Origin of the sequence: Aureimonas endophytica, from assembly GCF_014642635.1 — a bacterium.
Classification (GTDB): Bacteria; Pseudomonadota; Alphaproteobacteria; order Rhizobiales; family Rhizobiaceae; genus Plantimonas; species Plantimonas endophytica.
The window spans coordinates 603845-623653 of record NZ_BMIQ01000003.1; the positions used below are offsets into that span (position 1 = coordinate 603845).

At 69.2% G+C, this 19809-nt stretch carries 19 protein-coding genes; 11 read left to right on the forward strand and 8 right to left on the reverse strand.

Annotated elements, in window-relative coordinates; genetic code table 11:
• Positions 1-5: 5 nt before the first annotated feature.
• Entirely contained in the window at positions 6-1391 is a 1386-nt protein-coding gene (locus IEY14_RS12935; protein ID WP_188909029.1) for an FAD-binding oxidoreductase, read from the forward strand.
• 11 nt (positions 1392-1402) lie between these two features.
• Here the strand turns inward: IEY14_RS12935 and IEY14_RS12940 are convergent, their stop codons facing one another.
• On the reverse strand, positions 1403-1993 hold the full coding sequence (locus tag IEY14_RS12940; RefSeq protein WP_188909032.1) for a flavin reductase family protein: 591 nt from the start codon (positions 1991-1993) through the stop codon (positions 1403-1405).
• 2 nt (positions 1994-1995) lie between these two features.
• Positions 1996-3348, reverse strand: a complete 1353-nt coding sequence (locus tag IEY14_RS12945; RefSeq protein ID WP_188909034.1) for an LLM class flavin-dependent oxidoreductase — start codon at positions 3346-3348, stop codon at positions 1996-1998.
• Between the two features lie 156 nt (positions 3349-3504).
• Here IEY14_RS12945 and IEY14_RS12950 point away from each other — a divergent pair, with 156 nt between their 5' ends.
• Positions 3505-4416 (forward strand): LysR substrate-binding domain-containing protein, encoded by a 912-nt coding sequence (locus IEY14_RS12950; RefSeq protein ID WP_188909036.1) that lies wholly within the window; start codon positions 3505-3507, stop codon positions 4414-4416.
• A 175-nt stretch (positions 4417-4591) separates the two neighbouring features.
• Here IEY14_RS12950 and IEY14_RS12955 read toward each other — a convergent pair whose 3' ends face one another.
• Positions 4592-5110, reverse strand: a complete 519-nt coding sequence (locus tag IEY14_RS12955; RefSeq protein WP_188909038.1) for a DUF1993 domain-containing protein — start codon at positions 5108-5110, stop codon at positions 4592-4594.
• On the reverse strand, positions 5107-6324 hold the full coding sequence (locus IEY14_RS12960; RefSeq protein ID WP_210318391.1) for an MFS transporter: 1218 nt from the start codon (positions 6322-6324) through the stop codon (positions 5107-5109). The genes IEY14_RS12955 and IEY14_RS12960 overlap by 4 nt, the downstream gene beginning before the upstream one ends.
• A gap of 107 nt (positions 6325-6431) precedes the next feature.
• Between IEY14_RS12960 and IEY14_RS12965 the strand changes: the two genes are divergently transcribed.
• The gene (locus IEY14_RS12965) at positions 6432-7001 is read left to right on the forward strand and encodes a TetR/AcrR family transcriptional regulator (RefSeq protein WP_188909040.1); all 570 of its coding nucleotides are present in this window, start codon (positions 6432-6434) and stop codon (positions 6999-7001) included.
• A 181-nt stretch (positions 7002-7182) separates the two neighbouring features.
• Here IEY14_RS12965 and IEY14_RS12970 read toward each other — a convergent pair whose 3' ends face one another.
• The gene (locus IEY14_RS12970; RefSeq protein WP_244639463.1) at positions 7183-7911 is read right to left on the reverse strand and encodes a GntR family transcriptional regulator; all 729 of its coding nucleotides are present in this window, start codon (positions 7909-7911) and stop codon (positions 7183-7185) included.
• Positions 7912-8107: 196 nt separating this feature from the next.
• Here IEY14_RS12970 and IEY14_RS12975 point away from each other — a divergent pair, with 196 nt between their 5' ends.
• The 8 genes from IEY14_RS12975 to IEY14_RS13010 are packed head-to-tail and all read left to right on the forward strand — an operon-like array spanning position 8108 to position 16994.
• Positions 8108-9193: an ABC transporter substrate-binding protein gene (locus IEY14_RS12975; RefSeq protein ID WP_188909042.1), complete on the forward strand. Its 1086-nt coding sequence runs from the start codon at positions 8108-8110 to the stop codon at positions 9191-9193.
• Positions 9194-9221: 28 nt separating this feature from the next.
• Positions 9222-10709: a sugar ABC transporter ATP-binding protein gene (locus tag IEY14_RS12980; protein WP_188909044.1), complete on the forward strand. Its 1488-nt coding sequence runs from the start codon at positions 9222-9224 to the stop codon at positions 10707-10709.
• Complete coding sequence (locus tag IEY14_RS12985) at positions 10702-11673, forward strand: ABC transporter permease (protein ID WP_188909046.1); 972 nt, start codon at positions 10702-10704, stop codon at positions 11671-11673. Before IEY14_RS12980 ends, IEY14_RS12985 begins: the two co-directional genes overlap by 8 nt.
• Complete coding sequence (locus IEY14_RS12990) at positions 11670-12611, forward strand: ABC transporter permease (RefSeq protein ID WP_188909048.1); 942 nt, start codon at positions 11670-11672, stop codon at positions 12609-12611. Before IEY14_RS12985 ends, IEY14_RS12990 begins: the two co-directional genes overlap by 4 nt.
• Before the next feature lie 4 nt (positions 12612-12615).
• On the forward strand, positions 12616-13356 hold the full coding sequence (locus tag IEY14_RS12995; protein WP_188909050.1) for a cyclase family protein: 741 nt from the start codon (positions 12616-12618) through the stop codon (positions 13354-13356).
• Positions 13353-14555, forward strand: coding sequence for a mannonate dehydratase (gene uxuA / locus IEY14_RS13000; RefSeq protein ID WP_188909052.1), 1203 nt, complete (start codon positions 13353-13355; stop codon positions 14553-14555). The genes IEY14_RS12995 and uxuA overlap by 4 nt, the downstream gene beginning before the upstream one ends.
• Entirely contained in the window at positions 14552-15967 is a 1416-nt protein-coding gene (locus IEY14_RS13005) for a mannitol dehydrogenase family protein (protein WP_188909054.1), read from the forward strand. Before uxuA ends, IEY14_RS13005 begins: the two co-directional genes overlap by 4 nt.
• Before the next feature lie 13 nt (positions 15968-15980).
• On the forward strand, positions 15981-16994 hold the full coding sequence (locus tag IEY14_RS13010; protein ID WP_188909056.1) for a Zn-dependent oxidoreductase: 1014 nt from the start codon (positions 15981-15983) through the stop codon (positions 16992-16994).
• 162 nt (positions 16995-17156) lie between these two features.
• Here the strand turns inward: IEY14_RS13010 and IEY14_RS13015 are convergent, their stop codons facing one another.
• From IEY14_RS13015 to IEY14_RS13025, 3 genes are read right to left on the reverse strand one after another with little or no spacing between them, the layout of a single operon-like run.
• Entirely contained in the window at positions 17157-17915 is a 759-nt protein-coding gene (locus tag IEY14_RS13015; RefSeq protein WP_188909059.1) for a TetR/AcrR family transcriptional regulator, read from the reverse strand.
• Positions 17912-18781 carry a histidinol-phosphatase gene (locus IEY14_RS13020; RefSeq protein WP_188909060.1) on the reverse strand — a complete coding sequence of 290 codons (870 nt, stop codon included), beginning with the start codon at positions 18779-18781 and terminating at the stop codon, positions 17912-17914. Before IEY14_RS13020 ends, IEY14_RS13015 begins: the two co-directional genes overlap by 4 nt.
• A complete protein-coding gene (locus IEY14_RS13025; protein ID WP_188909062.1) occupies positions 18778-19602 on the reverse strand; it encodes a metallophosphoesterase family protein in 825 nt (274 codons plus the stop codon). The genes IEY14_RS13020 and IEY14_RS13025 overlap by 4 nt, the downstream gene beginning before the upstream one ends.
• Positions 19603-19809 lie beyond the last annotated feature (207 nt).

A 19809-nucleotide genomic window follows, 5' to 3' on the forward strand; every position in this document is an offset into this window, starting at 1 on the left:
ACGCTATGGGTGATACGGCGCCCTCTCACGACTCTCCGGCCTGGGCGGAACTCGACGCCCTTTTCCCGGGGCGCATCGAGCGCGGCCACGCGCTGCGGGAGCAGCATGCCGTCGGCGACAGCTGGCATCCGGCCATGCCGCCGGACGCCGTGCTCATGGTAGAGACCACCGAGGAGGTCGCGGCGGCGGTGGCGGCCTGTCACAGGCACGGCCTGCCCGTGGTGCCCTTCGGCGCGGGTTCCAGCATCGAGGGCCAGGTCCAGGCGGCGCGCGCGGGGCTGTCCCTCGACCTGTCGCGGATGACCCGGATCCTGCGGATCAGTCCCGGCGACATGGACTGCACGGTGGAAGCCGGCGTCACCCGGCAGGCGCTGAACGAGGACCTGCGCGCGACCGGGCTGTTCTTTCCAATCGATGTCGGCGCGCATGCGACGCTCGGCGGCCTCGCGTCCACGAACGCGTCCGGCACGATCACGGTCCGCTACGGCACGATGCGCAGCCTCGTCCTGGGCCTGACCGTCGTGCTTCCGGACGGCCGCGTCGTGCGCACCGGAGGACGGGCGCGGAAGTCGTCGTCGGGATACGACCTGACGCGGCTCTTCGTCGGTGCCGAAGGCACGCTCGGCATCATCACCGAGCTGACGCTGCGCCTTCATGGCGTACCGGAAAAGAACACGGCCGCGCTCGCGAGCTTCGACACGATCGACGACGCCACTGAAACGGTGGTCGAGGCGATGCAGTGCGGCCTCGCCCTCAACCGCATCGAGCTTCTGGACGCGTCGCAGGTCCGGGCGATCAACCTCTACAACCGCACGGACCTTCCGGAGAAGCCGAGCCTGATGATCGACATGGCCGGGGCGGCGGCCCAGGTCGCGGCCGACATGGACGTCTTCGGCGAACTCGCCGCCGCGCGCGGCGCCGTCGTTCGTCCGGCGGACACGCCGGAGGACTATAGCGCGCTCTGGAAGCTGCGCCATTCGGCGCTCTACGCGGCGCGGGCGCTGCGGCCGGGCTGCAAGAGCCTGTCCACCGATGTCTGCGTGCCGGTCACCGAGCTTCCCGGCGTGATCCACGCCATCCGGGCGGAGCTCGACGCCGCGAACGTCCTTGCGCCCCTGCACGGGCATGTCGGCGACGGCAACTTCCATCTCGTCATGCTCTTCGACCCCGACAGCCCGAAGGAAATGGACGATATCCGCCGCCTACATGCCCGCCTGATCGAGATGGCGCTGCGCGTCGGCGGCACGATCACCGGCGAGCACGGCGTCGGCCTCGGCAAGAAATCCTACATGGAAGCCGAGCACGGGGAGGCGCTGGACGTGATGCGGCAGATCAAGCGGGCGCTCGATCCGGCAAACATTCTCAATCCAGGCAAGATCTTCGATCTCTGACAGACGGCGGCTCAGGCCGCCGGACTCGCGAAACGGCCGTAGCTCCCGTCGCAATAGATCAGCGGATCGGCTTCGCGCGCTTCGGTCGCGTTCGCGATCCGGGCGACCAGGATCGAATGCGTGCCGTAGTCGAGCCGCGCATCGATCGCGCAGAAGAGCGTCGTCCGGGCTTCCTCCAGCCAGGGCAGGCCGTCGATCGCCTCTCCCGATGCCCGGATCCGCCGCCAGGTGCCGTGCGTGAAGCGCTGCGCGGACGGAGCCTCGGCGATCGCGGCCGCGAGGTCGCGCTGGCTCGATCCAATGATGCCGAGGGAAAACGCCCCTCGTTCGCAGAGAGCCGCGTGCGACGAGGCGGAATGGTTGACGCAGACCAGAAGCGACGGCGGCTCCATCGAAACCGAGCTGACGGCCGTCGCCAGCATCGCGTGGCGCACGGCCCGGTGCTCGGTGGCGATCAGCGTCACCGTCGAGCCGATGCCGCGCCAGGCGCGCCGGAAGCTCTCGGCGTCGCCCGGCCGGAAGGCGGGCGCGGGAAGGTCCGCCTCGCCCGTCGCGTCATACGGGTCCTCGGGCGGCATGCGGGCGGCAACCGATTCCACCATGCTCACGCGCCCCCGCGCGCCGCCGCGTAGCGATTGGGCGGTGTCGAGATGCCGAGATTGGCCCGCAGCGTCGAGCCCTCGTATTCCTCGCGGAACAGACCGCGCCGGCGCAGTTCCGGCACGACAAGGCGCGTGAAGTCCTGAAGGCTCGCCGGCAAAGTCGGGCACATCAGGATGAAGCCGTCGGCCGCGCGGGTCTCGAACCATTCCTGCATGAAGTCGGCGACGTCCGTCGGCGTGCCGGTCAGGCCGTTGCCCGTATGCCGCCGCGCATAGTGCGTGATCAGTTCGCGCATCGTATGCCCCTTCGTCACGAAGTCCCTCAGTTCCTCGAACATCGCCTTCGAGCCCTTGGCCTTCTCCGGCATCCTGTCCATCGGGAAAGGCTTGTCGAGCGCGACGCCGTGGAGATCCGTTTCCAGAAACTCCTGAAGCATCAGGAGACCGACATCCGGGTGCATGAGGTCGACGAGTTCCTGGGCCTTCGCCTCGGCCTCGGCGCGCGTCTCGCCGACATTGATGACGATGCCGGGCAGGATCTTGAGATCGTTCGCGTCTCGCCCGTACCGTTCCATCCTTCCCTTCACATTGGCGTAGAAGGCTCGGTTCTTCTCGATGTTCGAGGCGAGCGAGAACACCATTTCCGCCGTGCGCGCGGCGAGTTCCATGCCCTGTTCGGAGCCGCCCGCCTGCGCGATCACCGGCCGCCCCTGCGGAGTGCGCGCGATGTTCAGGGGGCCGCGCACCTGGAAGTGCCTGCCCTTGTGGTCGAGGGCGTGAAGCTTGTCCTTGTCGTGGTAGAGACCGCTCGCCCGATCGAGCAGCAGCGCGTCATCCTCGAAGCTGTCCCAAAGGCCGAAGACGGTGTCGATGAACTCCTCGCCCCGCTCGTAGCGCTCGGCATGCGGCGGCAGGCCCTCGCGGTTGAAGTTGTAGCCCGTCTCGTCGTGATCCGATGTCACGACGTTCCAGGAGATGCGGCCGCGCGCGATGTGGTCGGCCGAGGCGAAGAGCCGGGCGATGTTGTAGGGCTCGTAATAGCTGGTCGAGGCCGTGGCGACGAAGCCGATCCGGTCCGTGTGCTGAGACAGGGCCGTGATGGCCGTGATCGGCTCGAAGCGGTTCATCTTGGTGGGATTGCGGGCAAGGGCGTCCGCGTCGCCGACCGCGCTCGCCGGACTGTCGGCGAAGAACATGAAGTCGAGCTTCGCCCGTTCCGAGATGGTCGCGCATTCGATCAGGTGGCGAAGATCGTTCGCGCCGCGCACATCGCTGCCGGGATGCAGCCATGCCGCCGGATGGAAGCCGAAGGTGTAGACGAACGTGCCGAGCTTGAGCTTGTCCGATCTTGTCATGCGCTCACCCCGACGGCAGACCCAGTCTTGTGAAGAGCAGTATGCCCGCGCGGCGCCGAAGGCGAAGCGCAGTTTTTCTGCTCCACGATTTAGTTTAGCTGATGGCCTCCGGTCCTGATCCCTCTATCGCAGGGCGTTGCCGGCAGGAGGATTCCCATGCCTTCCAAGCCTCCCTTGAAAGCGTTGCAGGCCTTCGACGCGCTCGGGCGGACCGGCAGCATCGCCCTGGCCGCGCTCGATCTCGGTGTCACGCCGGGCGCGGTCAGCCAGCAGCTCCGCAAGCTCGAGGACGCGCTGCAGGCGACGCTCGTGCACCATGACGGACGGGGCCTCCGCCTGACCCCGCTCGGAACACGATATCACGCGCGGATCCGCGAGGGCTTCGCGGCCTTCGACGAGGCCGGCGCCATCCTGGGGGACGCGGCCGACGACATCATCGTCCTGTCCTGCCTGACGACCGTGCTCGGCAAATGGATCGGCCGCCGGATGCGGGACTGGACGGATCTCGACGCCCATGCCCGCATCGCGCTCGTCGGCGCCGACGAGGAGCCCGACCTGTCGCGGGGCGAGGCGGACATGCGCATCTACTATGGCGGCCGCATCCATCCGCCGCATCGCGTGGAGCTCTTCACCGACCATGTCGTGCCGGCCTGCGCGCCCGCGCTGATCGAAGGGCATCGCCTGTCCGGGCCGGAGGACGTCCTCGGCTTTCCCCTTCTGCATATCGCATGGAATCCGCGCTTCACGGCAGGTCCCGGCTGGCAGGACTGGGGACGGCTCGTCGGCCGGCATCCGCCGTCCGGAGACGTGACATACGGCCTGTCCGGCAGCGCGATCGACGCGGCGATCGCCGGGCAGGGCTTCGTTCTCGCGCAGACGGCCTTCATCGGGCCGGAGCTGGAATCTGGGCGTCTGGTGATTCCCTACGACCTGCGACTGCCCTTGCCCGAGCCCTATCATCTGGCGTGGAACCCCACCTCGCTGGAGAAGCCGGGCGCGCGCGCCTTTCACCGTTGGCTCCTCGGCGAGGGCCGCGCCCAAGGCCTCCTCGCCGCCCCGGCGCGATGAGCGCGCCCGCGAGACGGCGTCGATCTCCTCTTCGGCCATGCCGTCCGGGTTTCGGCGGAACGTCGCCGACGAACTGCCGAAGGGACGTTGTGATTACGACGGGCTGGCCTTGCAGCGTCGCGCCGGACGGCGGCCCGTTGCCTGAGTTCCAGCCGTCGACACGGATATTGCCGCGTCAGACGGGATCATCGAACGAACCGAGATAATCGAGCTTTCCGATCGGAACGCCCGCCTGACGCAGGAGATCGTAGGCGGTCGTGACGTGGAAGAAGAAGTTCGGCAGGGCAAAGGCATAGAGATATTCCTCGCCCTTGAAGACGCGCCGGCGCTCGCCGGAGAACATCGGAACGTCGCGCTCCGCCGCGCCGTCGAACGCCTCCGCCGGCACGGTTCGGAGAAAGGCGATCGTCTTGGCGCAGCGAGCCTGCAAGGCTTCGAGCGATGTCTCGTTGTCGGGAAAGCTCGGGGCCTCGACGCCGGAAAGACGGGCGGCCGACAGCTTGGCGGTGTCGCTGGCCCGTTGAATTTGCCCTGCCAGATTCAGCATGTCCGGCGCGAGCCTCGCCTCGACCAGGGTCGAGGGATCGAGATTTCGCTCGGCGGCATGGCGCATGCCCTTGCCGATGAGGTCGGAGACGATGGTCAGTCCCCGGATGAAGACGGGGATCGTGGCGCGGTGGAGCGTCGAGGTCATTGTGTCGTCTCGCGTCGGGAGAAAGCGGATCGCAGAGCCGCCGCGAGGGCGGCCAACGACAGGAGGATGGTGCCGGTCCCGTAGGCGACGGTCGTCGGAACGAGGCCGGCGATCGGGATCGCGACGCCCGCGATCATCACCGGCGCGCTGAAGGCGACGTAGCTGACGACGAGGAGCGCCGACATGAGGCCGGCGCGGTCGGCGGCGGACACGTTCGAAAGCGTCGTCTTCAACGCCCCGAGGAAGCCGGCGCCGAAGCCGACGCCCGCCACGACCGTTCCCGCCAGCATGATCGCCACCGAGCCGGCGAGAACGCCCGCGAGCGTCGCCGTCACTCCGAGCGCCAGCATGGCGGCGGACACGGCGATGATGCGGTTCGGCGCGTGCGGCCGCGCGAAGAGGATCGAAACGGCGCCGGTCGACGCGAGCGCGGCGACGACCGTGCCGCTGGTCAGCGCCATGGTCGATCCCGTGACGTGGCGGACGATGGTCGGGATCAGCGACAGGTAGAGCCCGCCGAGCGCCCAGCCGGCGATGCTAATCGGCAGCGCCGAAGCCAGGTCGCGGCGGGACCCGGCCGGAACGTGGACCCGCGGCCAGAGCGACCGGAGCGCGCCTGGACGCCGTGGCGCGGTCTCCGGCGCAAGGATCACGGCCACGAGTTCGGCGGTCAGGATCGCGAGGAGCAGAAGGAAGACGAGATGCAGCGGCGCCGGCGCGAAATCGACCAGAGCGCTGCAGCCGAGGGCGCCGGCGGCGAGACCGAGCAAGGGCGCCAAGCTGTTGAACAGCGACGCGCGGGCTTGATCCGCATCGATGAGACCGGCCGACAGCGTGCCCATCGCCGCACCCGTCGCAAATCCCTGCAGGATGCGGGCGGCTACCAGTCCGCCAGGCCCGGCGGCGATCAGAAAAAGGACGACCGAGAGGATCTCCAGCACCAATGCCGCGAGAAGCACCGGCTTGCGGCCGACATGATCGGATAGCGAGCCGACCGTCAGCAGGGCGCAAAGAAGGCTCAGGACGTAGGCGCCGAAGATCGCCGTCAGCGTGGACGGCGGAAACCCCCAGCTTTCCTGATAAAGCCGGTACAAGGGCGTCGGGACGCTGGATGCCGCCATGAACGTCATGAGCGTCAACGCGTAGAGCATGAAGGGCTTGCGTGGCAGCGGCACGGAGCGGCGCGCCATATCGGTGGACGAGGCGATCGACATTCCGGCCCCTCCCGCTTAAGGCTAATCGTTGGCGATAAGCTCCTAAACTCATCCTTCCGTTAAAGCAAACGAATTGCGTTAGAAGACATGCAGGCAAGATCGGCGTCATGATGATCCGACAGGGAATCCGACCCGGCGGACGCAGCGAGCGGGTGCAGAAGGCCGTCCATGCGGCTGTGAAGACGCTCGTCTCGACCGGAGCGGAAGCCGAGGTGACGATCCCGATGATCGCCGCGGAAGCCGGCGTGACGCCCTCGACGATCTATCGCCGCTGGGGAAGCCTGACCGAACTCCTGGCGGATGTCGCGGTGGAACGCCTGCGGCCGGATGCCGACCCGGTGGATACCGGGTCGTTTCGCGGCGATCTCGAAGCCTGGCTGGAGCAATATGCCGAGGAGATCTCCTCCGGCCCGGGCCGGGCGATGATGCGCGACGTGCTGGCGAGCGCCCACGGGCCGCAACTCGCCGGCAAATGCACCAACTATACGGTCGCACATCTCGACCTTCTCGTCGCGCGGGCCGAACGGCGCGGCGAGAGAACGCCCGCCGTGGATCGATTGATCGACGGCCTCGTCGCGCCGATCCTTTATCGCATCCTCTTCGTCGGAGACGAGATCACGGCCGACTACGCCAAGGACCTGCTGCGACGAACCCTCGACGACACGACCGATCCCTGATCGGCGGTCGATCGCGCCGCCATCGCCTCCTGCGGCTACCATGCCAGGCCGACCGGGCGAACCGCTCCTCGGCAGACCTTCAACAGCAGAGGTCGGAGTTTAAGATCAGCGCCGGCCGGCGGGCGGGATGGATCGAAGATGGCACCGTCACCCGTTGTCCCGAGCCCGCCCCTACACGTTCTCACCCGATGAGATCGGCACGTCGCTCGCTGAGTTTGCGCACGGTGCGCAGCACTTCCTGCAGATGGATGCCCATCGATTCCTCGGCGCGTTCCGCATCGCCCGTCCGGATCGCCGCCAGGATGCCCCGATGCTGGGCAAGCAGGCTTTCCAGGTGGCCCGGTTCGGGCAGACTGAAGTAGCGGACGCGGTCCATCTGGAGTTTCACCGTCTGGATGAGGCGCCAGCTCCGCGACAGGCCGGCGCCCTCGCAGAGGCTGCGGTGAAAGGCCTCGTCCAGTTCGAGGAAAAGATCGAGATCGCGCCGGGCGACCGCGTCCTCCTGCCGCGAGAGATTGGCCGAGAGTTCCGCCAGGACGGGCGCCGGACAATCCTTCGCCAGCCGCTTGACGATCGCCCGCTCCAGCGCTTCGCGAATGAACTGCGCCTCTTCCACGTCCCGCAGCCGGATCGGCGCGACGAAGCTGCCCCGCTGCGGCAAGATGTCGATCAGCCCCTCGTCGGCGAGACGGATCAGCGCCTCGCGCACCGGGGTGCGGCTGACACCGAGTTGGAGCGAGAGTTCCTTTTCGCTCAAGGCCTCCGAGGGCAGCATGGCGAGCGTGATGATCGCCCGGCGCAGGCGGTCGTAGATCTGCGGCGCGATCGGCAGCCGGGGATTGACCGGCGCCATCTCGGCCGGCTCGTAATCGTCGCCGCCGCTTCCGCTCGCCACCGCCTTCCGCGTCATTCTCGCCTCTCCTGCCGGCTCGTATCCGGCCATGTCGCAACCTATAGCATCCCGCGTTGACATTCTACCATGGTAGTATTAGAGACAGGCCAACGACGGTCGGGAGGGGTGGGCTGGGCCGCCCGAGCGTTCTTTCCGGATGTCGGGCCGGTCCATGGCGGACCGGCGGCGTCGGGGTCCCTGGGAGGTGGATTTCATGCGCAGATCTCATGTCGCGGCCACCGCCGCCTGTTTCGCCGCGCTTTGCGCCGCCACGGCGCTTTCCGGCAGCGCCTGGGCGGCGGAAGGCGTCGCCACCGGCGACACGAGCGGCAAGAAGATCGCCTTCAGCAATTCCTATGCCGGCAATTCCTTCCGGCAGGTCATGATCAAGAGCTTCGAGGCGATGGGCGAAACGGCGAAGGCCGACGGCAAGATCGCCGGCACCACCGTCGTCAGCGCCAACAACTCGGTCACCGAACAGGCCTCCCAGATCCAGAACCTCATCCTTCAGGGCTATGACGCGATCATCGTCCTCGCCGGGTCCGACACGGCGCTGAACGGCGCGATCAAGGATGCCTGCGACGCCGGCATCACGGTCGTCGCCTTCGCGAGCGGCGTCACCGAACCCTGCGCCTATGTCGTCGACTACAATCTCGATTCCTATGCCAAGGCCGAGCTCGACTTCGTCGCGAAGAGCCTCGGCGACAAGCCGGCCAATATCCTGGAGATCCGGGGCATGGCGGGCGACGGCTTCGACAAGCGCCTGCACGAGGGCGTCGAGAAGGCGATGGCCGCCCATCCGAACTACAAGAAGGTCGGCGAGGTCTATGGCCAATGGACCGCGACCGTGGCGCAGAAGGAGGTTTCAGGCCTCCTTCCCTCGCTGCCGCAGGTCGACGCTGTGCTGACCCAGGGCGGCGACGGCTATGGCGCGGCCCAGGCCTTCAAGGCCGCCGGGCGGCCGCTGCCGATCATCATCATGGGCAATCGGCAGGACGAGCTGGCGCTCTGGAAAGAGGAGCATGCCGCGTCCGGCTACGAGACCTTCTCGCTCGGCGCGACGCCCAGCGTCTCGCAGGTCGCCTTCTGGGTGGCTCAGCAGATTCTCGCCGGCAAGCCGGTGCCGAAATTCGTCGAGGTGCCGCTGCTCCAGATCAACCAGCCGGATCTCGACGCCTGGCTGAAGACCGTCCCGGACGGCGGCGTGGTGAATGCCGACTACCCGCAGGCGCTCGTCGCGAAGATCATCGACGCCAATGCGATGAAGGTGCCGCTGCCGGGCGTGCCGGCGCCGAAGTGAACGCCCGGCGGCTGGAAGACGCGACGCGATGAGCCTTGCCGCAGCAGCGCCCCGGACGGCCGAGGGGACGGAGCGCGAGCCGGTGCCCTATATCGCCATCCGCGGGGCGACGAAGCGCTACGGCGCCGTCGTCGCACTGGCGGGCGTCGATTTCGCCATCCGCCCCGGCGAGGTGATCGGCGTCGTCGGGCATAACGGCGCCGGCAAGTCGACGCTGATGAACGTTCTGTCGGGCGCCGTCAGGCGCACGGCCGGCGAGTTCGCGCTCGACGGCGTCTCCATCGGGGACTGGAGCACCGGGGAGGCGCAGGCGCGGGGCCTGCGCTGCGTCTTCCAGGAGCTCTCGCTCTGCGCCAATCTCTCAGCGGCCGAGAACACGCGGATCGTCCACCGTCCGCTGAAGGGCTTCGGCTGGCGCGGCCGCGCGGCTAAGCTCATCAGCGCCAAGCTCGACGAGATCTTTCCGGGCCACGGCATCGACCCGCATCTGCGCCTCGCCCGGCTGCCGATCGGCGCGCGCCAGATGGTCGAGATCGCCCGCGCCTATACCGAGACCGACATCCCGCTGCGCTGCGTCATCCTCGACGAGCCCACCTCCGCCCTCGGCCACGAGGCGACGGAACAGCTTCTCGCCCATATCCGGCGCTCCGCCGCCAAGGGTATCGCCGCGATCCTCATCACCCACCGCCTCAACGAGATTCTCGCCGTCTGCGACCGCGCCGTGGTCATGGTGGACGGCCGCACCGTCGCCGAGCGCCCGCGCGCCGGGCTGACCCGCTCGGCGCTGATCCAGCTCTCCGGCCATGTCGAGGGCGTGCCCCAGCGCTCCGAGCGGCGGATGGACGCTTTCGCCGGCCGCCCGCCGCTCGTCGATCACGCGGGCCGAACTGCGCGGGATCTCGGCATACGCGCGGGGCCCGGCGAGATCGTCGGCTTCGCCGGCCTCGACGGCCATGGCCAGCGCGAGCGGCTGCGCGCGATCTTCGGCGCGATGCGCGGCGGGACGACCCGCAGCGCCTTTGTCGCGGGCGACCGGGGACACGAAGGGACCTTCGCGCTCTGGTCGATCGCCGACAATCTGACGATCCTCAGCCTCGGCGCGCTGCAACGCGGCGGCTTCCTGTCCGAACGGTCCGCGCGGGATCTCGCGCAAGTCTGGTCCGAGCGGCTGAAGGTCAAGGCGCCCTCGATCGACACGCCGATCGCGGCGCTCTCGGGCGGCAACCAGCAGAAGGTGCTCTTCGCCCGAGCGCTCGCGTCCGATGCCGAGGTGATCTTCCTCGACGATCCGATGCGCGGCGTCGATGTCGGCACCAAGGAGGAGGTCTATCGCCTCATCCGGGCCGAGGCCGAGCGCGGACGCGCCTTCGTCTGGTACACGACGGAACTCGAGGAACTGTCGAACTGCGAGCGGATCTACGTCTTCCGCGAAGGCCGCGCGGCCGTGGAACTCACCGGCGAGGCGATCGAGCCGAGCCGCATCCTCGAAGCATCCTTCGGAGGCGCCGATGAGTGACGCCGCCCTGCCCCGCCCTCACGCGGCGGCGCGCCGCCCCGCCTGGCTGGAGGACGGTCTCGCCGTCGTCCTGCCGGCCGTCGCGCTTCTCGCCATGCTGGCGGTGATCTTCGCCATCCGGCCCTCGGCCATGAGCTATTTCGGCTTCACGCTGCTCTTCAAGCTGGCGGTGCCGCTGGTCTTCGCCGCGCTGGCGCAGATGCTGGTGATCATGCTGGGCGATATCGACCTCGCCAATGGCAGTTTCGTCGGCCTCGTCACCTGCGTGACCGCCGTCTATCTGCCGAGCGCGCCGATGGTCGCGCTTCTCGTCTATCTCGGCCTCGTCCTCGCCTATGCCGGGATCGGCTATCTGATCCATCTGCGGCAACTGCCCTCGATCATCGTGACGCTCGGCCTCTCCTTCATCTGGCTCGGCACCGCCGTTCTCGTCCTGCCCTCGCCGGGCGGACAGGCGCCCGACTGGTTGAAGGCCTTCGTCACCTGGAAGACGCCGCTGATGCCGCTGCCGCTCTGGCTCTCGCTCCTCGCGGCGCTGGCCGGGCATTTCGTGATCACCCGCTCGGCGCTAGGCCCGGTGCTGCGCGGCGCCGGGGCCAATCCGCGCGCCGTGGAGCGCGCGGGCTGGTCGATCACGGCGATCCGCGTCGGGGTCTATGCGGCGGCGGGCCTCCTGACGCTCGTCGCGGGGCTGCTCCTCACCGGTCTCACGACCTCCGGCGATCCGAATGTCGCCCCGGCCTATACGCTGCTCGGCGTCGGGGCGGTGATCCTCGGCGGCGGCTCGTTCACCGGCGGCACCGTCTCGCCGGTCGGCACGGTGATCGGCGCGCTCACCCTGTCGCTCGCCGGCTCGCTCCTCTCCTTCCTCCAGGTGCCGCCGACCTGGCAGATCGGCGCGCAGGGCCTGATCCTCTTCCTCGTCCTGGCCGGCCGCGTCCTTCTGGGAGCCAGACCCTCATGAACCGTTCCCGCCTGCTTCTCGCGCCCTGGGCCTACGGATTCGCCGCCGCCCTCGTGATGTGGCTCGCGACGAGCGTCCATTCCGGCTTCGGCGGCGCCGGCGCCACCCTTTCGGCGGCGCTCGCCTTCGGTGCCTTCAGCGTCGTCGTCGGCACCGGGCAGATGCTGGTGATCGCGTCCGGCCCCGGCAATATCGATCTGTCCGTGCCCTCGGTCCTGACGCTTTCGGCCTATGTCTCGATGAGCGCGATGGCGGGCGAGGATTCCAGGCTCGTGCTCGGGCTCCTCGCCGCCCTCGCCGTCGGCGCGCTCGCCGGGGTGCTGAACTTCCTGGCCATCCTGGCGCTGCGGCTGCCGCCGATCATCGCCACCCTCGCCTGGAGCTTCGTGTTCCAGTCGCTCGCCTTCAATCTCGGCGGCGAGGCGACGCTGAAGCCGCCGGCACTGCTGTCCTGGTTCACGGCGGTGCGGCTCGCCGGCATCCAGGTCATGCCCGTCGTGGTGATCGCCCTGTCGCTCGGCATGGCGCTGGTGCTGAAGCGCCATGTCTGGGGACGGCGCCTCCTCGCCACCGGCCAGAGCGAGCCGGCGGCGGAACTCGCCGGCATCGCGGTGAAGCGGGTGCGGCTCGCCGCCTATGTCGCCTGCGGCGTGACGGCCTCCCTCGCCGGCTTCCTCATCGCCGGCTTCACCGGCGGCGCGGCGCTGAACATGGGCGACGCCTATCTGCTCGAATCGATCGCCGTCGTCGTCCTCGGCGGCACCAGCGTCGCGGGCGGTCAGGCGAACGCCCTCGGCATCTGGGGCGCCGCGCTGTTCTTCAACCTGATGGCGACGATGCTGAACACCTTCGGCATCGAGGTCGGGGTCCGCCTCCTGCTCACCGGCGTCCTGATCATCCTCATCGTCGCCATCGTGCCGCGCCCCCGGACGGCCTGACGCCATGGCAGCGAACCCGGCCTTCTCCGCCCTCTTCGACCGCGACGGCGCGACGCTCGTCGATCTGACGCATCCGATGCGGCCCGGCATGCCCGTCTGGCCGACGCATCCGCCCTTCTGCCAGGAGGTGGCGGAAAGCTACGAGCGCGGCGACGTCGCGCTCAACCACGCGCTCTGCCTCAGCGAGCATTCGGGGACGCATTTCGACGCGCCGCTGCATTTCATCCGAGGCGGCCGCAGCATCGACCGCATGCCGCCGGAGCGCTTCTTCGGCCGCATGGCGGTGATCGACGCGCGCGACGCCGCGCCCTGCGAGGCGATCGGCACGGAGCGCATCGCCGCCTTCGAGGCCGGGCACGGGCCGATCGAGGCCGGCGACGCCGTCTTCTTCCATTTCGGCTGGGACCGCTTCTGGGACGATCCCGCCCCGCAGGACCGGTTCCTCCGCGACTGGCCGGGCCTGTCCGGCGCGGCCGCCGCGCTTCTCGTCCAGCGCGGGGCGCGGATCGTCGGCTCCGACTGCCTGTCGATCGATCGCTTCGGCAGCACCGACTTTCCCGCGCATAACCGCCTTCTCGGCGCGGACATCTTGATCGGCGAGAATTTCGCCAATCTCGGACGCCTTCCCGCCTTCGCGGATCTCGTGACGCTGCCGCTGCCGATCGTCGGCGGCTCGGGCGCCCCGCTGCGCGCCTTCGCGATCCTTCGCCCCGCCTCGAACCCCCATCCGCGGACGCAAGCATGAGACATCTCTGGCGCTGGTTCGGCCCCGTCGACAAGGTGAGCGTGCGCGACGCCGCGCAGGCCGGGGCCGAGGGAATCGTGAGTGCGCTGCATCATGTTCCGACCGGCGAGGCCTGGCCGGTCGCCGAGATCCGCAAGCGGCAGGACGAGATCCGGGCCGACGGGCTGGAATGGGAGCTCGTGGAAAGCATCCCGGTCTCGGAGGACATCAAGACGCTGTCCGGCGACTGGAAGGCGCATCTCGCCGCCTGGAAGACCAGCCTCGTCCGGCTCGGCGAGGCCGGTATCGGCACCGTCTGCTACAATTTCATGCCGGTGCTCGACTGGACCCGCACGGACCTGCGCTGGGAAACGCCGGATGGCGCCCGCACCATGCGCTTCGACCTCACCGACTTCGTCGCCTTCGACCTGCATCTTTTGCGCCGCCCGACGGCGGAAGCCGACTATCCGGCAGCGCTCGTCGAGGCCGCCGGACGGCGCTTTTCCGCGATGGACGAGGCGAAGAAGGCCGCGCTGTCGCGCAATATCGGCGCGGGACTGCCGGGCTCGACCGACGGCTACAGCCTGGACGAGCTGCGCGGGGCGCTGGCCCGCTATGCCGGGCTCGACGCCGACCGGCTGCGCGCCAATCTCGTCGCCTTCCTGGCGGAGGTGGTGCCCGTCGCCGAGGCCGCCGGCATGCGGCTCTGCGCCCATGGCGACGATCCGCCCTGGCCGTTGCTCGGCCTGCCGCGCATCCTGTCCACGGAGGCCGATTATCGCGCGATGCTCGATGCGGTCGATAGTCCGGCGAATGGCGTCACCTTCTGCACCGGCTCGCTCGGCGCGCGGCCCGACAACGACCTGCCGGCCATGATCCGCCACCTCGCGCCGCGCATCCATTTCGCCCATCTGCGCAATGTCGCGCGCGAGACGCCGGACTTTCCCTGCTCCTTCCACGAGGCGCATCATCTCGAAGGCGCGACGGACATGGTGGCGGTGGTCGCCGAACTCGTCGCGGAAGAGGCGCGGCGGCGCGCGGCCGGGCGCGACGACCACCGGATCTTCATGCGACCCGACCACGGGCAGGAGATCCTGGACGACCTGACGCGCGGCGCGCAGCCGGGCTATCCGGCGATCGGGCGCCTGCGCGGTCTTGCGGAACTGCGCGGCATCGAGCGGGCGCTCGCCCATCCGTCCCATGGCCGGGCGCCGGCATGACGCGGCTCGGCTCCGCCTCGCTCCTGCCCTCCTCGGTCCGGCGGCCGGCCTATGACCGCGCAGCGCTCCGGCCCGGCATCGTGCATCTCGGCATCGGCGCCTTTCATCGGGCCCATCAGGCCGTCTATACCGATGCGGCCCTCGCCCATCGTTTCGGCGACTGGGGCATCGTCGGCGTCAGCCTGCGCTCGACCGCCATCGTGGAGGATCTCCGGCGGCAGGACGGCCTCTTCGGCGTCGTGACGCGCGGCGCCGCCGGCGACGCGGCGCAGGTCGTCGGCTGCGTCATCGACGCGCTGGCCGCGTCGCGCGAAGGCGAGCGCCTTCTCGCGCTGCTCGCCGATCCCGCGATCCGCATCGTCACGCTCACCGTCACGGAAAAGGCCTATGGTCTCGATCCGGCGACCGGCGGCCTGGACGAGCGACACGCTGCCGTCGCCGCCGATCTCGCCCATCCAGGGGAGCCGGTCGGCGTTCTCGGCTTCATCGTGGAAGGGCTGGCGCGGCGCCGGGCCGCCGGGCATCCGCCCTTCACCGCCCTGTCCTGCGACAACCTGCCGGACAATGGCGGCGTGCTCCGCCGGCTGGTGCTCGCCATGGCGGCCCGGCGCGAGGCGGGACTGGCGGAGTGGATCGCGCGCCACGGCCGCTTCCCGTCGAGCATGGTGGACAGGATCGTGCCGGCCGCGACGGAGGAGACGCGCGGGCGGGCGGCGGCCCTGCTCGGTGCCGAGGACGCCCTCGCCGTCGAGACCGAACCCTTCTCGCAATGGGTGATCGAGGACGACTTCGCGGCCGGACGCCCCGACTGGGAGGCCGGCGGCGCGCTCTTCGTGAAAAGCGTCGCCCCCTACGAGCTCATGAAGCTCCGCCTTCTCAACGGCGCCCATTCCCTGATCGCCTATCACAGCCAGCTCAACGGCGTCGAACTGGTGCGCGACGCGATGCGCGATCCGGCGCTCGTCGCCCTCGTCCGCCGCCAGATGCAGGCGGTCCTGCCGGTGCTCGACCCGGTGCCGGGCATCGACCTCGCCGACTATGTCGAGCGCCTTCTCGAACGCTTCGCCAACCCGGCCATCGCCCATCGCACGGCGCAGATCGCGATGGACGGCTCGCAGAAGCTGCCGCAGCGCATCTTCGCGCCAGCGGCGGCGAGCCTGCGGAGCGGCGGCGATGGCGACGCCTTCGCGCTGACCACGGCGCTGTGGCTCGCCTATCTCGTCCGAACGGAGCGGCCCGACGATCCCCGCGCGGAGGTTCTGAAGCGCGCGGCGGACGTACGGCCGCCCGGCGATCTGACGGCGGGTTTCTTCGCCATCGACGGCTTGTTCCCGCCGGGGCTGGCGGCGGACCGGGACTGGCGCGACCGCGTCAACCGGCATTTCGCCTGCGCCCTCGGTCTCGAGTTCTGAAGGAGCCACCGTCATGGTGACGATCTCCGTGCGCCAGCCGCACGACCTCGTAGTGAGCGAAGGCGAACCAGCCGCGCCCGGACCCGGCGAGGTCGCGATCCGCGTGCGGCGCGCCGGCATCTGCGGTTCGGACCTGCATATCCTGCACGGCTCCAATCCCTTCGCCGTCTATCCGCGCGTCATCGGGCACGAATTCTCCGGCACGGTCGCGGCCCTGGGCAGCGGCGTCGCCGGTCTGACGCTCGGCGATCCCGTCGTCGCCGATCCGGTGATCGCCTGCGGACATTGCCATCCCTGCCGCATCGGCCGTCCGAATGTCTGCGCCAATCTTCAGGTCATCGGCGTCCATCGCGACGGCGGCTTCCGCACGGTCGCGATCGTGCCGGCCGCGAACGCCATTCGCGTGTCGCCCGCGCTCGGCCTCGACGTCGCGGCGCTGGCGGAGCCGCTTGCCGTCGCGGCCAATGTCCTGTCGCGCACCGGCTGCACGCCGGAGGACACGGTGCTGGTCTATGGCGCCGGCACCGTCGGCCTGACGGTCCTGCAGGTCGCCAAACGCCACGGCGCGCGCTGCATCGTCGCCGATATCGATCCGGCCCGCCTCGAACGGGCGTGGGCCTTCGGCGCCGATCGCGTGATCGATTCGAGCCGCGAGCCGGTCCCGGCAACCGTCGCGGACGAGATGGGCGGGCTCGGGCCGTCGGTCGTGATCGACGGCGCGGGCGTGCCGGCCCTTCTCCATGAGGCCTGCCGCGTCGCGGCGCCGGCCGGCCGGATCGGCCTTCTCGGCTTTTCGGCGACGCCGAGCGAGGTGACCCAGGCCGAGATCGTGCGCAAGGAACTCTCGCTCGTCGGCTCGCGCCTCAACCGCCGCTTCATTCCCGAAGTGGTCGGCTGGCTCGAACGCGGCGAGATCCGGCCCGCCGCCATGATCACCCAGACCTTCGCCGCCGAGGAGGCGCGCCGAGCCTTCGATCTCGTGGAAAAGCATCCCGAGCAGGTTCTGAAGGTCCAGCTGGAATTCTAGATCGTCGTGCTTGGAGTCGGACTTGGGTTGTCGGGCGTTCCGGCCGGTCGACCCGCTCTCCGCTTTCGGAAATCGCTCCGGAACGCGCAGAGCGGCGGCAGGCCTGCGAACGCCCTCTCGACGAAACCCGCCGCAAGGCCGTGCTTCATGGATTTGGAACGCTCAGGCACGGACCATGGCGAGGATCGAGTCCTGGTTGAAGGCGAGTCGTTGCGCAAGGGCCTCGGGCGAGGCCATGTCGCGTTCGTAGACGACCGAGCCGGTATGGCGGTTCGTCAGGTAGTAATAGTTCACCGCGCTGATCGTGATGTTGAGCTGGACGGGATCGATCCCCGCGCGGAAGCGGCCGGCCGCCACGCCGCGTTCCAAAATGCGCTCCACGAGCGTCTTGGAGCGGCGCGCTCCGGCCTCGATCAGGGCCGAGCGCTTGAAATGGCGGGCCTCGAAGAGGTTTTCGCTGTTGAGAAGCGTGATGAATTCGGGATGGGCGAGATAATAGGTCCAGGTGAAGGCGACGAGGCGAGACAGCGCCTCCTCGGGCGGCAGATCGTCGAGTTCGAGCGCCGCCTCCGCCGCCCAGACGCGCAGATAGGCATTCTCGACCACGGCCTGGAACAGCGCGTCCTTGTTGCCGAAATAATGGTAGAGCATGCGCTTGTTGACCGTCGCCCGCGCCGCGATCTCGTCGACCCGGGCACCGGCGAGGCCCTTGGCGGCGAACTCCGCCGTGGCCGCCTCCAGAATCCGATCGCGTGTCCGCTGCGGGTCGCGCGGCCTGCCGGCCGCCGGGCCCGTCGCCTCGCCGCGCCTCGTCCTGATCCGCAGCGCGGTCTTGCTCCGCACCTTGCTCGGCGCGGCGCTGCTCGCGCGGCCCTTGCGGTGGCGCGGGGTCGGCCCTCCCTCGTCGGAGATCGAGGTCATCGGGGCGACACGGTTTCGATCGGCACGTCCCGCCAGCCGTTCCGGCGGTCGAGGCGGCGGATCGTGCGATAGCCCGCCGCCGCGATGGCCGCGAGCGAGAGCTCGAGCCCGATCCCAACGGTCTCCGGCCCATGGCTGTCGTCGCCAAGGGTCACGCCGACCCCCATGCGCCGGGCCATGGCGAGGAGATCGGGCAGAGGATAGGGCGGACCATAGCCATTGCGCGCCGGCGCGCAATTGACGTCGAGAGCGCCGCCCGTCGCCGCCACCGCCTCCAGCAGGCGCTCCGCCGCGGCGAGGGCCCTCGGGCCGAAGCGGAAGCCGGCGGGCTCGAACTTGCGCACGAGGTCGATATGGCCGACGACATCGGGCTGCAGCGTCTCGACCATCGTGGTCATCCGCGCGAACCAGGCCAGATGCAGCGCCTCGGCCCCGCCGAGATCGGCCTTGAGCCCCTCGGTCGCGGCGGCGCTGTAATCCACCCAGCGCCCGTCGATGTCGTGGACGCTGCCGACGACGTAGTCGAAGGGATGGGCGCGGCGCAACGCGTCCATGGCATCCGCCCAGCGCTCCGGGGGCAGCATCTCGGTCTCGAAGCCGATCAGGAGTTCGATCGACCCGGCATGGAGCTCGCGCAGCCGCAGGGCTTCCGCCACATAGGCCCGGAAGGCGCTCGCCAGTCCCTCGGTCCCGAGCGCTTCCTCGCCGGGATAGAGATCGACGTCGCGGAAGCGCGGCGCGTGCTCGCTCAGCCCGTAATGGGTGAAGCCCCGCTCCACGGCCGTCCGCACGACGGCGTCGAGCGTCCCCTTGGCATGGGCGCAGAATTCGCCGCTATGGCCGCCATGGAAGCTGAACCAGCTCATCGGGCCGGCGCCGGATAGAGCGTGCCGTTGAAATCCTCGATGAAGAAGGTCTCCAGGTCGGGGATCGGATGGAAGCCGACCGCAACGCCCGTTTCGGAGAGGTCGAGGAGCGTGATCCCGGTCATCGCCGTCCCGCCTTGCGGCGGCATCGAGGCGTCGCGCGTCAGGAAGCTCGTGGCCGGCGTCCAGACGAAGGACGGCCCCGCCTTCGGCAGGGACACGAAGGCCCGGTGCATGTGGCCCGAGACGACGGCGGCGACATCCGCCGAACGGAAGAGATCGCGCAAACGCCGCCGCGCCGCGCCACAGCTCGCCCAATAAAGGCGATCCGCCTCGTCCCAGTTTTTCAGGAACAGCGGCTGATGGGTGAAGAGGAGAACGCGCCGCCCGCCGGTCAGCGCCTCCTCCAGGAAGGCCCATTGCTCCGTCTCCGCCGCGAGGCCGGTGCCGAGGATCTGGCTGTCGATGCCGACGAGCCGCCAGCCGCCATCGAGGTCGCTCAGCCAGAAGTCCGGGCCGAAATGGCGGCGCCAGCGCGCCAGCCGCGCCGGATCGGAGGCCTTGCCGCTTCCGCGATCCGTGTCGCCGACATCGTGATTGCCGGGCACCGCCAGCCAGGGCGTCGCCAGGGCCGCCAAGGCTTCTCGTGCGAAGGCGCAATCGGCCTCCGAATGGGCGCCGTCGAAGGTGAGATCGCCGAGAATCACCGTCAGGTCCGGCGCGCGGGCATTCGCCTCGGCCACCGCGCGATGCCAGTTGCCGACGAAATGCGGCTTTTCCACCCCGATATGGGGATCGGCGATCACGGCGATCTTGGGCATGGGCGGCTCCTTGGCGCGGCGGGTCGGACGATATGCGCCCTTATGCACCGATTCTCCAGTGTAACCAATCGGTTATTTGTTGTTTTCTCCCGAATTTATTCATTTCTTTCAGAGAGTTGTCGCGCGTCTGTCATGCGCTTGTCACGTCGCTGGTGTTAGGGCTGCCGCTGCGCTTCGAGCCGAGGCGCTCCGCCGTCCGGCCCGGCC

Bases quoted from the DNA above. Each gene is read 5' to 3' on its own strand.
- IEY14_RS12940 (WP_188909032.1), bottom strand. From the start codon at position 1,993: ATGGTGGAATCGGTTGCCGCCCGCATGCCGCCCGAGGACCCGTATGAC.
- IEY14_RS13010 (WP_188909056.1), top strand. From the start codon at position 15,981: ATGGTGACGATCTCCGTGCGCCAGCCGCACGACCTCGTAGTGAGCGAA.
- IEY14_RS12960 (WP_210318391.1), bottom strand. From the start codon at position 6,324: ATGTCGATCGCCTCGTCCACCGATATGGCGCGCCGCTCCGTGCCGCTG.
- IEY14_RS12955 (WP_188909038.1), bottom strand. From the start codon at position 5,110: ATGACCTCGACGCTCCACCGCGCCACGATCCCCGTCTTCATCCGGGGA.
- IEY14_RS12985 (WP_188909046.1), top strand. From the start codon at position 10,702: ATGAGTGACGCCGCCCTGCCCCGCCCTCACGCGGCGGCGCGCCGCCCC.
- IEY14_RS13025 (WP_188909062.1), bottom strand. From the start codon at position 19,602: ATGCCCAAGATCGCCGTGATCGCCGATCCCCATATCGGGGTGGAAAAG.
- IEY14_RS12995 (WP_188909050.1), top strand. From the start codon at position 12,616: ATGGCAGCGAACCCGGCCTTCTCCGCCCTCTTCGACCGCGACGGCGCG.
- IEY14_RS12965 (WP_188909040.1), top strand. From the start codon at position 6,432: ATGATGATCCGACAGGGAATCCGACCCGGCGGACGCAGCGAGCGGGTG.
- IEY14_RS12990 (WP_188909048.1), top strand. From the start codon at position 11,670: ATGAACCGTTCCCGCCTGCTTCTCGCGCCCTGGGCCTACGGATTCGCC.
- IEY14_RS13005 (WP_188909054.1), top strand. From the start codon at position 14,552: ATGACGCGGCTCGGCTCCGCCTCGCTCCTGCCCTCCTCGGTCCGGCGG.
- IEY14_RS12950 (WP_188909036.1), top strand. From the start codon at position 3,505: ATGCCTTCCAAGCCTCCCTTGAAAGCGTTGCAGGCCTTCGACGCGCTC.
- IEY14_RS12970 (WP_244639463.1), bottom strand. From the start codon at position 7,911: ATGACGCGGAAGGCGGTGGCGAGCGGAAGCGGCGGCGACGATTACGAG.
- uxuA (WP_188909052.1), top strand. From the start codon at position 13,353: ATGAGACATCTCTGGCGCTGGTTCGGCCCCGTCGACAAGGTGAGCGTG.
- IEY14_RS13015 (WP_188909059.1), bottom strand. From the start codon at position 17,915: ATGACCTCGATCTCCGACGAGGGAGGGCCGACCCCGCGCCACCGCAAG.
- IEY14_RS12975 (WP_188909042.1), top strand. From the start codon at position 8,108: ATGCGCAGATCTCATGTCGCGGCCACCGCCGCCTGTTTCGCCGCGCTT.
- IEY14_RS12980 (WP_188909044.1), top strand. From the start codon at position 9,222: ATGAGCCTTGCCGCAGCAGCGCCCCGGACGGCCGAGGGGACGGAGCGC.
- IEY14_RS12935 (WP_188909029.1), top strand. From the start codon at position 6: ATGGGTGATACGGCGCCCTCTCACGACTCTCCGGCCTGGGCGGAACTC.
- IEY14_RS12945 (WP_188909034.1), bottom strand. From the start codon at position 3,348: ATGACAAGATCGGACAAGCTCAAGCTCGGCACGTTCGTCTACACCTTC.
- IEY14_RS13020 (WP_188909060.1), bottom strand. From the start codon at position 18,781: ATGAGCTGGTTCAGCTTCCATGGCGGCCATAGCGGCGAATTCTGCGCC.